8 protein-coding genes, 3 pseudogenes and 1 CRISPR repeat array are annotated in these 13,657 nt (G+C 43.4%); of the genes and pseudogenes, 7 read left to right on the top strand and 4 right to left on the bottom strand.

The features are described from left to right. Window position 1 precedes the first annotated feature (1 nt). From JCM15907_RS11605 to JCM15907_RS08695, 4 genes and pseudogenes are all read right to left on the bottom strand, one after another. Window positions 2-1,800, bottom strand: a pseudogene (locus tag JCM15907_RS11605) (aminopeptidase P family protein). Between the two features lie 29 nt (window positions 1,801-1,829). Next, window positions 1,830-3,413, bottom strand: coding sequence for a DUF4301 family protein (locus JCM15907_RS08705; protein ID WP_025843500.1), 1,584 nt, complete (start codon window positions 3,411-3,413; stop codon window positions 1,830-1,832). 28 nt (window positions 3,414-3,441) lie between these two features. Next, window positions 3,442-4,362, bottom strand: coding sequence for a DUF8429 coiled-coil domain-containing protein (locus JCM15907_RS08700; protein WP_025843499.1), 921 nt, complete (start codon window positions 4,360-4,362; stop codon window positions 3,442-3,444). A gap of 45 nt (window positions 4,363-4,407) precedes the next feature. After that, on the bottom strand, window positions 4,408-5,064 hold the full coding sequence (locus JCM15907_RS08695; RefSeq protein WP_025843498.1) for a DUF3256 family protein: 657 nt from the start codon (window positions 5,062-5,064) through the stop codon (window positions 4,408-4,410). A gap of 200 nt (window positions 5,065-5,264) precedes the next feature. Between JCM15907_RS08695 and JCM15907_RS08690 the strand changes: the two genes are divergently transcribed. From JCM15907_RS08690 to JCM15907_RS11585, 7 genes and pseudogenes are all read left to right on the top strand, one after another. Continuing rightward, on the top strand, window positions 5,265-5,570 hold the full coding sequence (locus JCM15907_RS08690) for a GNAT family N-acetyltransferase (RefSeq protein WP_051522458.1): 306 nt from the start codon (window positions 5,265-5,267) through the stop codon (window positions 5,568-5,570). Window positions 5,571-6,012: 442 nt separating this feature from the next. Beyond that, window positions 6,013-7,154 (top strand): annotated as a pseudogene (locus JCM15907_RS11600) (acyl-CoA dehydrogenase). Window positions 7,155-7,170: 16 nt separating this feature from the next. After that, window positions 7,171-7,954: pseudogene (locus JCM15907_RS11595) on the top strand (electron transfer flavoprotein subunit beta). 7 nt (window positions 7,955-7,961) lie between these two features. Then, window positions 7,962-8,975 carry an electron transfer flavoprotein subunit alpha/FixB family protein gene (locus tag JCM15907_RS08670; RefSeq protein WP_025843496.1) on the top strand — a complete coding sequence of 338 codons (1,014 nt, stop codon included), beginning with the start codon at window positions 7,962-7,964 and terminating at the stop codon, window positions 8,973-8,975. Between the two features lie 348 nt (window positions 8,976-9,323). After that, on the top strand, window positions 9,324-9,668 hold the full coding sequence (locus JCM15907_RS11590) for a DUF8478 family putative metalloprotein (RefSeq protein ID WP_502685357.1): 345 nt from the start codon (window positions 9,324-9,326) through the stop codon (window positions 9,666-9,668). Window positions 9,669-9,839: 171 nt separating this feature from the next. Beyond that, a complete protein-coding gene (locus JCM15907_RS14045; protein ID WP_502685356.1) occupies window positions 9,840-10,295 on the top strand; it encodes a carboxypeptidase-like regulatory domain-containing protein in 456 nt (151 codons plus the stop codon). Next, a complete protein-coding gene (locus tag JCM15907_RS11585) occupies window positions 10,250-12,472 on the top strand; it encodes a TonB-dependent receptor plug domain-containing protein (RefSeq protein ID WP_502685355.1) in 2,223 nt (740 codons plus the stop codon). Before JCM15907_RS14045 ends, JCM15907_RS11585 begins: the two co-directional genes overlap by 46 nt. A 784-nt stretch (window positions 12,473-13,256) precedes the next feature. Beyond that, window positions 13,257-13,618: a CRISPR direct-repeat array (repeat unit 30 nt; unit sequence CTACTAATCGCACCATTATGGAATTGAAAC). Between the last annotated feature and the right edge of the window lie 39 nt (window positions 13,619-13,657).

Below are 13,657 nucleotides of genomic sequence, written 5' to 3'. Positions count from 1 at the left end.
GTTAGAGTTTTTGAGTTTTTGCTCGTAGCCAAGCAGCCTCTTCTGCCGTTAGTAGGGGCGATAGGGCTTGATATACGCTCTCCTGATAGTTGTTGTACCACTCGATTTCCTGCTCGGTGAGGAGCGTTTTGTCTACAAGGCGGTTGTCCAAGAAGCATAGCGTCATGGTCTCAAAGCCCAAGAAGGTACCAAACTCGGTACGGCACTTCTCTACCGTTACGATGAGGTTCTCGATACGGATACCATACTTGCCCGAGCGGTAGAGTCCAGGTTCGTTGCTGGTAAAGGTGCCGACTGCCATAGGCGTAGGATTGTTGTCGGTGCGGATATTTTGGGGGCCTTCGTGTACGTTGAGGAATACCCCTACACCGTGCCCCGTGCCATGTCCGTACGATAAGCCACGATCCAAAGAGCCTTGCGAGCCAATATATCGAGCTGATTGCCTCGAGTACCCTCGGGAAACTGTGCCGTAGCAATGGCAATATGTCCCTTGAGAACGAGCGTATAGTCCTGCTTCAACTGTGCCTCGGGCTCCTCTTTGCCCAACGCCATGGTACGGGTAATGTCAGTAGTACCATCAAGATACTGACCGCCACTATCCAAGAGTAACACGCCTTGGTTCTTAATCTTGTGCGCTGTGGACTCTTCGGCACGGTAGTGTACAATGGCGCCGTGGTCTTGATAACCGCAGATTGTGTCGAAGCTGTCGCATACATACATCGGATCTGCTGCACGGAAAGAGGTCAACTTCTCGCCCACTTCGACTTCACTGGGCGTAGCTCCTTGCTCTAAGGTGTTTTCCAACCAGATGAAGAAACGGGTCAAAGCCACTCCGTCGCGCAACATAGAGCACTTTACGCCCTCGAGTTCTGCCTCGTTTTTGTAGGACTTCAACAGCGTTACCACAGAGGTAGCATACACTTTGCCACACTCCTTAGAGAGCGACTGGTAGATGCTGTGCGTCATACGCATCTTGTCGATGAGCACGCAAGTATCTGCTGGAAGTTGGGATAGGTAGGTAAATATCTCTTCGTAAGGAGCGGTACGTACGCCCTGCTTCTTGAGCTCTTCCTTGAGGGCATCAGATACTTTCGACTCGATGGTAAAGAGTACCGACTCTTTTTCGCCGATAAATCCGTAGCCTACCCCCACAGGGTTGCACTCTACATCATTGCCACGAAGGTTGAAAGCCCACGCCAATTCGTCCAACATAGTCAGGACGATAGCATTAGCTCCGAAGGGTTTCAGCTCGCTCAAGATGCGTTGTGTACGAGCCTTTGTAGCCTCGCCAGCATACTTTTCGGGGTGTGCGAAAAACTCTTTGGTAGGGATAGCGGGGCGGTCGCTCCAAGCCTTTTTCATAAGGTCGTGCATAGCATTTAGCTCGATGCCAAAGGGAGAGAGAGCCGTGCCAATACGCTCAATCTCGGCTTGACTAAAGCAGTTGCCATCGCATCCTACGATAGCACCTTTGGATAGTTCTGTTGCAAGGAATTTTTCTATTGAAGGTACACCTGTAACTCCTTCCTTGAAAAGGGTAAAAGGAGTACCCTCTATCTGCTGTGCACCCTGCAAGAAATAACGAGAGTCAGTCCAGAGTCCAGCCTTTTCAAGAGTAATGACTACCGTACCAGCCGAACCTGTAAAGCCCGAAATCCAGCTTCTACTTTTCCAGTGTGCAGGGGTGTATTCGCTAAGATGCCCGTCACTACTGGGGATAATGTATGCCTGCATATTTAAGGCTTTCATCGCAGAGCGCAACGCCTCTATTCGTTCCGTAATTGAAGTGTTTGTATTCATATTGCAAAAGAATATAGTTTTTATTGTTTTTAATCGTTTATAATTACCCCTTGATGTGACGGACGAAGCAGATCGTTCACCGTCTTTACAGGAGTAAATGTATCGCTGGGGACCTCTACAAAGAGCGTATTCCACCTGTCCATAGCTCCATTCCAAAGTCCCGGGCGCTCTAAGGTAATGAGTTTTTCTCCCTCGTAACTTTTTTCAGAAAGAAACGAGGTGCGCTCATTCACAAAGTCTGTAAGGTTAAAAGGAGTACCCTTGTAATCGATGGTCGAGCAAACAATATCCACGGGATTGAAGAAGCTACTCGCTTGCCATATCTCCACAGAGCGTCCATCACTCTTATCTATCTGAGAGCTTTCTAATATTTGTAGAGAGGTAGTGCCATCAGCCTCCCTTACTATATACGGCCCTCCACCAGGCTCTCCTTCATTGCGTACCATACCACAAACACGTATAGGACGATTCAAGATATGGTAGATACGGTCACTAAGCTCTTTATCTCCCAAAATTTCCTTCTGGGGAATGGCTATACAAAGCGTTTTATGAAGAAACAAAGCTAACTCTTCAAGTTGCGCACGGGTTACTCTTCCCTTTTCGAGCAAGCGTAGATAATTAAAAATACGCTCTCTCACTACAACGAGTACCCCTCCTAAGAGCTTTTTGTAGAGTATCGTATTGCCTTTGAGGTGATCAGGGATAACGTTGTCAATGTTCTTGATAAAAATGACATCTGCCTCGATTGCATTGAGGTTATGTATAAGGGCACCATGCCCCCCAGGGCGGAGTAGGAGCTTGCCCTCCTTAGTGCGGAAAGGTGCCCCCTCTTCATTGAGAGCCAATGTATCGGTACTGGGCGATTGGATGCTTAATGTATAGTTGCACAAAACGCCCAATTGCTCCTCCACGCGCAGACGTACTCGGTCTAAATGACTCTTGAACATCTCCATATGCTCGGACGACACGGTAAAGTGAAGGTAGATTTGTCCATCTCTATTTTTGGTGTAAAGAGCCCCCTCTACCAGATGTTCCATGGCAGCAGTACGTACCTTCTTGTCGGTGTACTTATGGAAAAGGAGCAATCCCTTGGGTAGGGAACCATAATTCATCCCCTCCTTGAGAAGGAGAGATTGGGCTACCGTGGCATAACGTCCGTTGTTAATGAGCTTACTAATAGGACTCCACTCGTTACGCAAGCAAGCCTCGCTCAATTCGCCAAAGAAGGCAAAATCGTTGATACGTTCAAAAAACAGTGTTTGAGCAGGAGTTAATTGCTCTTTGGCAATAGGTTCACTTTGAGGCAAGAGAGAGTACAACTCCTGAAACATACGGCTGGCAGCTCCCGAAGCAGGGACAAACTTGACAACTCTATGACGAGGATTAGAGCAATAGTCGTTCCAAACCTCCAAATATTTGGGTTGTTCTTCTCCTGAAATAGATATAACCCCATATTCGAGCGAAGCACTCCCCTCCAACACTTGGAAGGTAGTCCCCGAACGCATTAATTCTATTTGTCTTAACGCCTCTTCTTGCGTTATACCGTGCGCCTCTAAATGCTGTATATCTTCTTCGGTAAAGAGAGTATCGTACGAAGATATTACTTCTTCCATGGTAATATAATAGTTATTATTTACTGCTTTATAGTACGAGAGAGGTAGAGCCTATCATCTCTCCATCGGCAAAGAAGTGAAGACGATAAGTACCACTGAGCAATGTTTCGTTGATATTCCAGTAGAGTGTTACAGAGAGGTCCTCTCCCCCATATTCGACAGCTTTGGCAATAGTAGATTGGAGTATAGCTCCCTCGTACTGAAAGGTTGCGCCATTCGATAGTACGGGCTGGTCATTAGGATTCAATATGCGCACATATATAGTACGTCCTCCAGGCGTGGCTGTAATGTTTTTAGCTATGGTTAAATCTATCTGCACTGTCTGAATGCGGTCGATGCGACGAGTCTTTTTACCTCTTTTATCCAAAGAGAGGCAACGTATATCACGAGCTTCCAGGCGAGCAGCTCTTGCCACTTGATCTGTAAGAGTAGTTTTTTCGGTACGTAGGCGCGCAGCTTCTGCCTGTACAGAAGCCATATTACTCTTTACCTGCCGATTCTCTTCGGTCAGTTGTGTATTGAGTCGTTGCAGAGAGTCTACCTGACTAACATAGGTCTTTAGCACTTTCCGGAGCGTTTGCACCTCTCGGGAAAGCTCTCCAATGCGTTTCGCATCTGCCGCCTTAACCGCCTTTAGCTCTTCAGAAAGTCGTTCGATCTTAGCCCTTTGTGAACCTAACTGTTCGAGCAGCGAATCACTCGAAAGGTTCATATACTGCTCTCCGTAGCCACTTCCTGTGCGAATCTTCTCTACCTGCAAGCCATACTCTGCTTGCAATTCGGTAAGTTCATCTTCCATTTTGCTCTTTTCGAGTGCAACAAAAGCCTCTTTCTCTTCAACAAGGCGCTCCCTTTCTTGATAAAGTAAATAGCCTCCAACGAGCAATAAGAGGAGCACAGCCGCTCCTACTATGATGATAGATAATCTTGCGTATTTCTTACTTAGCATAATGGCTATATGAGCTTATAATAATAGTGTACACTGTTTATTGAGTTACTGTTCGAGGACAAATCCTTTCTTCTTCCACTTCAAAGTAATAGGTTCAGAGCGGAGGAGTTGTTGCAAAATCATTTTCTGCTCTTCTGTTGCTATCGAAACATAAGACGGATAGAGGGTTAGACTCATATCAGCCTCTACAAAAGTTCCATACATAGGAAGATAAGGTAACAACTGCTCTATCATTTTGAACGAAAGAGAAGAGCGATCTACCGAAGGAGAAAGGAAGTGAAAGCCGTCTATCGAAGGTAAAAACTCCTCTTGTGAGAGCTGTTCGCCCCTATCGTTGTAAAAAGATATAAAAGAGATGGGAGAGGAGACCTCCAATGTGCGCATATGGCACAGCACCTCCCCTTTGCGATGAGGCAAGAGAATAAGTTCATCAACGATACCACTATCTGAAAGGATACGGAGATATTGATTCGTCACAACCTCTATTTTCAGAGTGGCTCCAAGAAAATCTTTTATCTCTTTTCCCTGCTGAGCATTTTTAATAAAGTCGGAGCAATCCTCTTTTGAGAGTAGCGGGAAAAGCTCTTCAGAAATAGGGATTACCCTCTTTTCGATAGACTGGGCAAGAGCTGCTTCTCCGCCAAAAAAGAAACAAAGCCCGATAAGAAACGCACAAACAACTTTGCTATTGAGAAATCTCATTGGATAACGTCCTTTTTAAATTCGTAGGAGCTATTGGTTGCCAAAGAACTCCCCTCTTGCAAAGATACATATTTAGAATGCAAGATTTTATCCTTTAGAACAGATGGGTTCTAATCTACACGATGAGAGCAAGTGAAAGAGTAGTATTTTAGCACAGGAGTACTATTTTTGCAACTACATCTACACCTATATTATATTGTATGAAACAAGAGATAGAAATCGTACACATCCAAGAACTATCCACAGGCATTTTTGAAGCGATGATGAATGGAAAAAAAGTAGGCGAACTGACCTATCGCAAGCAAGGTAATAACTGTTGGGTCGTGAACCATACTGAAGTTACCGAGCAATGCAAGGGACAAGGAATTGCTCGCTTGCTGGTAGATGCCGTTGTACTCTATGCTAAGAAAAATGGCTATTACATCTTGCCCGTATGCTCGTATGTGAAAGCTCTTTTCAACAGGGTACCTGAGTTTCAAAAGTGTCTGTATAAGGAAGAGCAATAGTCGCCCGAAAGAGATAAAGTCCTACCATCAATCGGAGTGCTTTTCAAGACCTTTAGAGCCTACCCTTCTGGGACTACTCTCTTCAAGGTATAATATGCTCTCCAAAGACACATCCACATTTTCCCTCTGAGCAAATATCTCGACTTATACCCATTAACCCTTTGGGACAAAACCCTCCGTGCAACCTATCAAAAGCATTAACCCTTTTGGAGAAAACCATTAACCCTTTGCCCTCTTACCTATCGTGCTGTTTTAGCCTTGTTCGGAAGCTACCTAACGATACCCTTTGGGACTCAATTAATCGTCTCCAATGGGTTGTAGTTTTTATAGAGGTTGTCTCTTATATTTTCATTTTAATTTCTATCTTTGCAACTGATACGTGTAAAATTTTTCACTGTATCTACAGACGTAGGAAATATTATTATTAATCAAATATATCACTATGGATTTTTCGCAAACTCCACAAGAGCAGCTGTTCTTGCAAATGATCACCGCTTTCGCAGAAAAGGAAGTAAAGCCTTTGGCTGCCGAAATCGATGAACAAGAACGCTTTCCCATTGAAACTGTGAGAAAAATGGCCAAGCTGGGTATCATGGGTATCCCTGTTCCTACACAATATGGAGGAGCTGGCGGTACAAACCAAATGTACTCAATGGCAGTGGAAGAACTCAGTCGCGTATGTGCTACGACTGGGGTAGTAGTCTCCGCACACACCTCTCTTTGTACAGCTCCTATTTTAGAGCATGGTACTGAGGAACAGAAGATGAAGTACCTTCCAAATTGGCTTCTGGGGAGTGGATTGGAGCTTTTGGATTGACAGAACCTAATGCTGGTACAGACGCTTCAGCACAACAAACTACAGCTGTAGATGCAGGAGATCACTGGGTACTCAATGGTAACAAGATATTTATTACCAACGCAGAGTATGCTCATGTATATATCATCTTCGCTATGACCGACAAGAGCCTCGGTAACCATGGCATCACCGCTTTCATTGTAGAAAAAGATATGCCAGGCTTTAGCGTTGGTAAAAAAGAGCTAAAGATGGGTATTCGCGGTTCTGCAACTTGTGAGTTGATTATGGAAAACTGCATCGTACCTAAAGAAAATCTTTTGGGTAAGATTGGTGGAGGCTTCAAGATTGCCATGAAGACTTTGGACGGAGGTCGTATTGGTATTGCTTCTCAAGCATTGGGTATTGCTCGTGGAGCTATGGACGAAACCGTTAAGTACACCAAGGAGCGTAAACAATTTGGTCGTAGCATTGCTCAATTCCAAAACACACAATTCCAATTGGCAGACTTGCAAACTCGCATCGACTGTGCCGCTCTATTGGTGCGTCGTGCCTCTTGGAAGAAAGATAACGGTCTACCCTACTCTGTAGATGCTGCAGAAGCAAAACTATTCTGTGCAGAAACAGCAATGGAGATGACTACTAAGGCAGTACAATTCCATGGTGGATACGGCTATACACGCGAATACCCTGTAGAACGTATGATGCGTGATGCCAAGATTACTGAAATTTACGAAGGTACGAGCGAAGTACAGCGTTTGGTTATTGCTTCAAACCTATTAAAAAAATAAGGAGGACATATAGATGTTGAAAATAGTTGTTTGTATCAAACAAGTACCCGATACAACCGAAATTAAGCTCGACCCCGTAAAAGGAACTCTTATCCGCGATGGGGTCCCCAGTATTATGAACCCTGATGACAAGGGTGCATTAGAGCAAGCCCTTCTCTTCAAAGATAAGTTCGGAGCCGAGGTAACTTGTGTTACGATGGGTCCTCCTCAAGCAGAGGCTATCATCCGTGAGGCTTATGCTATGGGCGTAGATAAAGGTATTTTAATCTCTGACCGTCGTTTCGGTGGAGCAGATACTTGGGCTACAAGTTACACCATTTCTCAAGCTCTTAAGAATGTGGAGTATGACATCATCTTTGCTGGTCGTCAAGCCATTGACGGAGATACCGCTCAGGTAGGACCTCAGATTGCAGAGCAGCTCGACTTGCCTCAAGTTACTTATGTAGAAGAGGTAGAGTTTGATGGCTCCAAGAAACTCACTGTTCGCCGCAATGTAGAAGAAGGACACGAAGTACTTGAGGTAGAACTACCTTGTATGCTTACCTTCTTGGCTTCTGCTTACGAACCTCGCTATATGAACGTGCGTGGCATTATGGAGACCTACACAAAAGAAGTAACCGTGTGGAATGCTGACAGCTTCGAGACAGATCCAGAGCGCCTTGCTTAAGGGTTCTCCAACAAGCGTTAAGAAGTCTTTCACTAAAGGGGCTAAGGCTATGGGTACACTCCACGATGATATCACTCCAGAAGAAGCTGCTGATATCATTGTTGCCAAATTAAAAGAGAAATTTATCATCTGATGCTATTATGAACAAGGAACAATATAGAGGAATACAAGTTTTCGCAGAGCAACGCGAAGGTGTTGTACAAAACGTTGCTTTTGAACTTATCGGAAAAGCTCGCGAACTGGCAGATTCTATCGGAGAGAAGGTAACGGCAGTACTCTGTGGTTATCAGGTTGGGCATCTTACACAAGAACTTATTGCAGCGGGTGCCGACAGAGTTTTGGTAGTAGATGATGAACTACTCAAAGATTATGTTACAGAGCAGTACACACAGGCTGTAACCCATATCCTTAATACCTATAAGCCCGAAATCTTCTTGCTTGGAGCGACAACTATAGGTCGAGACCTCGGCCCTCGTCTTTCGGCTCGTGTACATACAGGCTTGACAGCAGACTGTACCTCTTTGGAAATTAATGAAGATCGCAATCTTCTCATGACTCGTCCTGCATTTGGAGGTAACTTGATGGCAACTATTATCTGTAAAGAACACCGCCCTCAAATGTCTACCGTGCGCCCTGGTGTTATGCGTCGTAAAGAAAGCGACCCATCAAGAACAGGAGAGGTAGAAGCCGTTAAAGTTGCATTTGATGCATCAAAATGTCGTGTACGTTTAGTACGCAAGGAGCGTGAAGAAAAGAACCTTGTTGATATTACCGAAGCACACGTACTCGTTTCGGGAGGTCGTGGAGTTGGTACACACGATGGCTTTACCAAATTGACTGCTTTAGCAGAGGTATTGAAAGCGGAAGTATCCTCTTCTCGTGCTATGGTAGATGCTGGTCTTATGGGACACGACCGTCAGGTAGGTCAAACAGGTAAGACTGTTCGCCCAGACCTTTATTTTGCAATTGGTATCTCTGGAGCTATCCAACACCTTGCAGGTATGGAAGAGTCTGACTATATCATTGCTATCAACAAGGACAAGTTTGCACCTATCTTCCAAGTAGCAGACCTCGGTTTAGTAGGCGACCTTCACAAGGTAGTACCTGTACTTACGGAAAAACTCCGTGCAGAATTGGCTAAGTCAGGTCGTTAATATCTGGTCCATACAACTATTCCTCCGAGTAGGAGGATAGTTCTTTTATATGAAAAACTCTCTTGCTTACAAGCGGGAGAGTTTTTTATTATCCCTCTTCTCACATAGCCCTATTCTAAAAGAGAGCATTGCACAAAGACTGTACAGCCTCTCTATAATGAGCCATAGGTATTTTTGGAACTTATACTACTCTCTTTCAAGAATAGTTTTCTCACTACCCAAGTGTAATTAAATCTATCATTACCTCTCCTAAATAGTAGGTAAAATTGACCTTTTAAGACAAAAATGAACTTGTTGCATGCTTCTAATGTTCTACCTTTGAACTCATATGAAAGAAGCTATTAGGTCATTCTCACGCTACGCTCTACTTATACTTTTTATAGTATATGTTGCTTTATAGCCTTCTTTACACATGTGCATATCATAAATGGAGTGGTTATCTCTCACGTGCATATAGAGTCTCAAAAAGACAAAGATCGCTCCACCTCCAACGAACCGCACTCCAAAAGCGAACTGATTATATATGGTCAGCTTTCATTCCTTGGAGCAAGCTCTTTAGAAATATCTTCTATACTCATTAAAGAGCCTACTACTTGGATTAGTAAGAAGGACTTTATACCAGATTATTCTCAGGCTCTTTACCGATTTACTAGTTCATCTTGTTATCTACGCGCTCCTCCTTTTTCTTTCTAACCTATCATAAGTGGGTCATAAAAAGATAATAAGTAGAGTGTATCGAATGCAAGGGGAAAGCTAACCCTCTCTTCTTTCTCAGAAGATGAGAGCTTGATTTCGGACTGCCTATTTCCTCCTCTTTTATCATTCTCAGGGGATGGTTCTATCCTTCACCAGCCTATTTTTCAAATGTTTCTACACCGCAAGAAGTTTGTAGAGACTACACCTACTACTCAAAACGATGGCAAATCGCTATACGCTATGCAGAGAGTAGTTACCCAAAAGCAACTTTTCGAGAGCTTCATAGAGCCCTCTCAACAAAAAAAACAATACACAGAAAAAAAATATGAAATACATAAATACAATTGGATTTATTATAGTTTTCCTCCTTACCTCAGTCGTGGCACAAGCTCAGAAAGTAGGAGGAAACGTTACAGGCACAGTGGTGGACAAAAACACCAAAGAGCCGATTGCCCACGTGCAAGTATTTGTCAAGGGAACCACACTGGTACAACCACAGACACAAACGGCAACTATAGTCTTAAGAACATACCTGCAGGACAACGAACCATAGTGGCAAAATTTGTAGGTTACTCTACTTGCGAAGAAAAAGTACACATCGAGAACGGAACGCTCGCCACTTAGACCTTTATCTCAATGAGGAAGTTTTCTCTTTAGATGGTGTTGTAGTTTCTGCCAATAGGAACGAAACGCTTAGAAGACAAGCTCCTTCTCTCGTCACGGTACTCTCTTCAGATCTTTTCTTGAAGACTAACTCTACCAACCTTACGCAGGGGCTAAAGTTTCAACCCGGATTGCGCGTAGAAGACAACTGTCAAAACTGTGGCTTCAATCAAGTGCGTATCAATGGGTTGGAAGGTTCTTACTCTCAAATTCTCATCGATAGCCACCCTATCTTTAGTGCCTTGGCAGGTGTATATGGACTGGAGCAGCTCCCCGCCAACATGGTTGAGCGAGTAGAGGTTATTCGAGGAGGAGGTTCCGCCCTTTTCGGCTCAAATGCAGTGGGGGGAGTCATCAACGTTATCACAAAGGAACCCTTGAGAAACTATGCCGAGATTAGCCACTCTACAATGACTTTCAATCACGACAAAGGTTGGGGGGCATTTCAAAACACTACCCAATTCAATGGCTCTGTTTTGACCGAAGACCGCAAAGCAGGGGTTATGGTTTTCGGACAACATAACTATCGCCCTGGTCAAGATATAGATGGCGATAGTTTTACCGAACTTCCCAACCTTCGCAATCGCTCCTTAGGCTTCCGTTCTTACTACAAAACCAGTCCTTATGGCAAAGTAACTCTTGAGTACCATAGTATGCAGGAATACAGACGTGGTGGCGACCGTTTGGATGCTCCTCCTTTCGAAGCTCGTATTGCTGAGTACCTCCAGCACTATATTAACGGAGGTAGCTTACGCTACGACCAAAACTTTAGAGATGGAAAAGACTTCATCTCTCTCTATCTCTCTGCTCAAGATGTACAGAGAAGAAGTTATTATGGAGGTGGAGATCACTCAAAAGACCTATTAGATCCATTAGTAAATACAAGTTCTACCAACACTCCCGAATATGAAGATGCCTTTAGAGCTCTCACCTCTTACGGACTAACGAAAGGATTAGATATGCAATTCGGCGGTATGTATCGCCACACTTTTGGAGAGAATTGGGACTTCACGGGCGGTATCGAACATACCAACAGTAAATTGGATGATAGAAGTGGTTATCGCCCCAATAAGATTGACCAAAATACATTTACTTGGAGTCAGTACGACCAATTAGAGTATAAGACCGAAAAGTTTAGTGCCCTCATTGGAGGACGCTTCGACTTCGTACGTCTTTTTCAAAACAATACACTCTATATCGACCCTGTATTCAGCTTTAGTCCAAGAGCCAACGTTCGTTACAATCCCATACAAGATTTGAGCTTCCGTCTCTCTTATAGTGAAGGATTTCGTGCTCCTCAATATTTCGACGAAGATTTGCACGTTGAATTGGCGGGAGGGACTCCCATTAGTCGCGTACTTGCCTCTAATTTGAAAGAAGAACGTTCTCGAAGTATCAGTGCCTCTTTCGATTGGTATCACCGTACCGACGAATGGCAATTCAACGTGATGGGAGAGGGATTTACCACTTTCATCTCTAATCAATTCAAACCCTCCGATACCGAAAAGACTATCAATGGAGAGGAGAGAACTATACGCACTATTTACAACGACAAAGAGGGTGTCGCAAAGGTATATGGAGTCAATCTCGAAGGACGTATCGCCTATAATAATCTGTTCGATATTCAACTCGGAGGAACTTGGCAAAGAAGTCTTTACGGCAGTCTCTATACCCCCATTGAGGAGGATTCCAAAACGGGACAAAAAGAGATTTCTGTAAAAGAATATTTGCGTACCCCTAATTTATACGGCTACTTCGTGGCAACGCTACGCCCCACAGAACACTTCGCCATCAATCTTTCGGGAACTTTAACGGGCAGTATGAATGTAGTACACGAGGCGTATGAGGGCGATATTCCCGCCGAGAAAATCGGTCCTAATGGAGCTTTTGACTTTGTAAAGGATGGTACGCACTACAAGGGTCTTGCCGAAGGACATGCAGCTTTGATAAAAACCCCTTCATTCTTTGATATTGACCTTAAATTAAGCCATGACTTCCACTTGGGGTCTACCATGGTAATCGAGCTAAATGGTGGTATTCAAAATATCTTCAACAGCTATCAAAAAGATTTTGACAAAGGACCTGGACGTGCCTCTACATACGTATATGGCCAATGTTGCCAAGACGAATTTTTATAGGTACAAAGATTAGTTTCTAAATCCTTATTCTTCATAGAAAACTCGCCGATTCTCGGTTAGAGTATACTGACTTGCTAAAAAGAACAATTAAAGGAGCTTCTTCTAATAGAAGAGGCTTCTTTTTATTGGAGAACGTTACATAGTTTGCAAAAAGAAAGCATTGCAAAAAACGGTAGTGTCCTCATAGAGTCTTTGTACATATCTTCAACCTAAAAAATCGGGCAATATAGAGATAACAAAGGAGCAATTCTGCATAAAATCCTTGTCCAACTTCCCATAATATTCCGATTATAACTGGCTCTATTTTTGTACTTTTGTGTAGAGAAAGAAGGACTTTCAAGAGAAGTTCAAGAGCGAATCTAAACAATAAGAATCTGCAGACAGCAATCTAACAGAAAAACAAAAGCTGAATCTCTCAATCTTGAATGCCAATGATGATATAACAATAGTGGTTCTATTTTTGGGAAAGGAATTAGACAAGGAATACATCTGCTAACCTCTCTCTTATAGACTTTCACAATAGGGATTCTTGAAAAAGAGAACAATGCGACAAATCCTCTTTTACCTCATTCTTAGGTTGTCGTTCTTTACGAAAAAAGACTCATTTGGAAGCAATCGGCCACTCGATATTGTTCTAATCCTTGAAAAATACTTGATTTCTTAAGGTTGTCGTACCTCCACTATTTTTATACAATTACCCATCGACAACTTTTCTTCTTCAAAAAACAACTTTTTTCCTTGGTAAAGTGCGTATTTACGTCATTTTTTTCTTGTAATTTTACGGCTACTAATCGCACCATTATGGAATTGAAACGCCCTCAATGTAGGGCAAGGTTGCAAGTTCGGGAAACTACTAATCGCACCATTATGGAATTGAAACTTGGGGAACTATACAAGGAACTCAATCGGAAAGACAGACTACTAATCGCACCATTATGGAATTGAAACAAAACATCGACGAATACGGTATCAGAGGGTAGTTTAGACTACTAATCGCACCATTATGGAATTGAAACTCGCAGTTGTATACTGTGAACTTCAATCACGATTATCTACTAATCGCACCATTATGGAATTGAAACCCATCCTTTTTACGCTTGTTTGACTCGCAAAAACCTACTAATCGCACCATTATGGAATTGAAACAATCTGGCTTTGGCTGTTCGGTGGGTTGATTCGTTGGCT

This window comes from Porphyromonas gingivicanis JCM 15907, from assembly GCF_000614585.1.
In the GTDB taxonomy this organism is placed as follows: Bacteria; Bacteroidota; Bacteroidia; order Bacteroidales; family Porphyromonadaceae; genus Porphyromonas; species Porphyromonas gingivicanis.
Note: the sequence above shows the minus strand (reverse complement) of the source record. Positions and strands in the feature narration are given on the sequence as shown.

What these genes read in the sequence shown, in the direction of transcription:
- JCM15907_RS08705 (WP_025843500.1), bottom strand. Translation starts at nt 3,413, where the DNA reads ATGGAAGAAGTAATATCTTCGTACGATACTCTCTTTACCGAAGAAGAT.
- JCM15907_RS08700 (WP_025843499.1), bottom strand. Translation starts at nt 4,362, where the DNA reads ATGCTAAGTAAGAAATACGCAAGATTATCTATCATCATAGTAGGAGCG.
- JCM15907_RS08695 (WP_025843498.1), bottom strand. Translation starts at nt 5,064, where the DNA reads ATGAGATTTCTCAATAGCAAAGTTGTTTGTGCGTTTCTTATCGGGCTT.
- JCM15907_RS08690 (WP_051522458.1), top strand. Translation starts at nt 5,265, where the DNA reads ATGAAACAAGAGATAGAAATCGTACACATCCAAGAACTATCCACAGGC.
- JCM15907_RS08670 (WP_025843496.1), top strand. Translation starts at nt 7,962, where the DNA reads ATGAACAAGGAACAATATAGAGGAATACAAGTTTTCGCAGAGCAACGC.
- JCM15907_RS14045 (WP_502685356.1), top strand. Translation starts at nt 9,840, where the DNA reads ATGTTTCTACACCGCAAGAAGTTTGTAGAGACTACACCTACTACTCAA.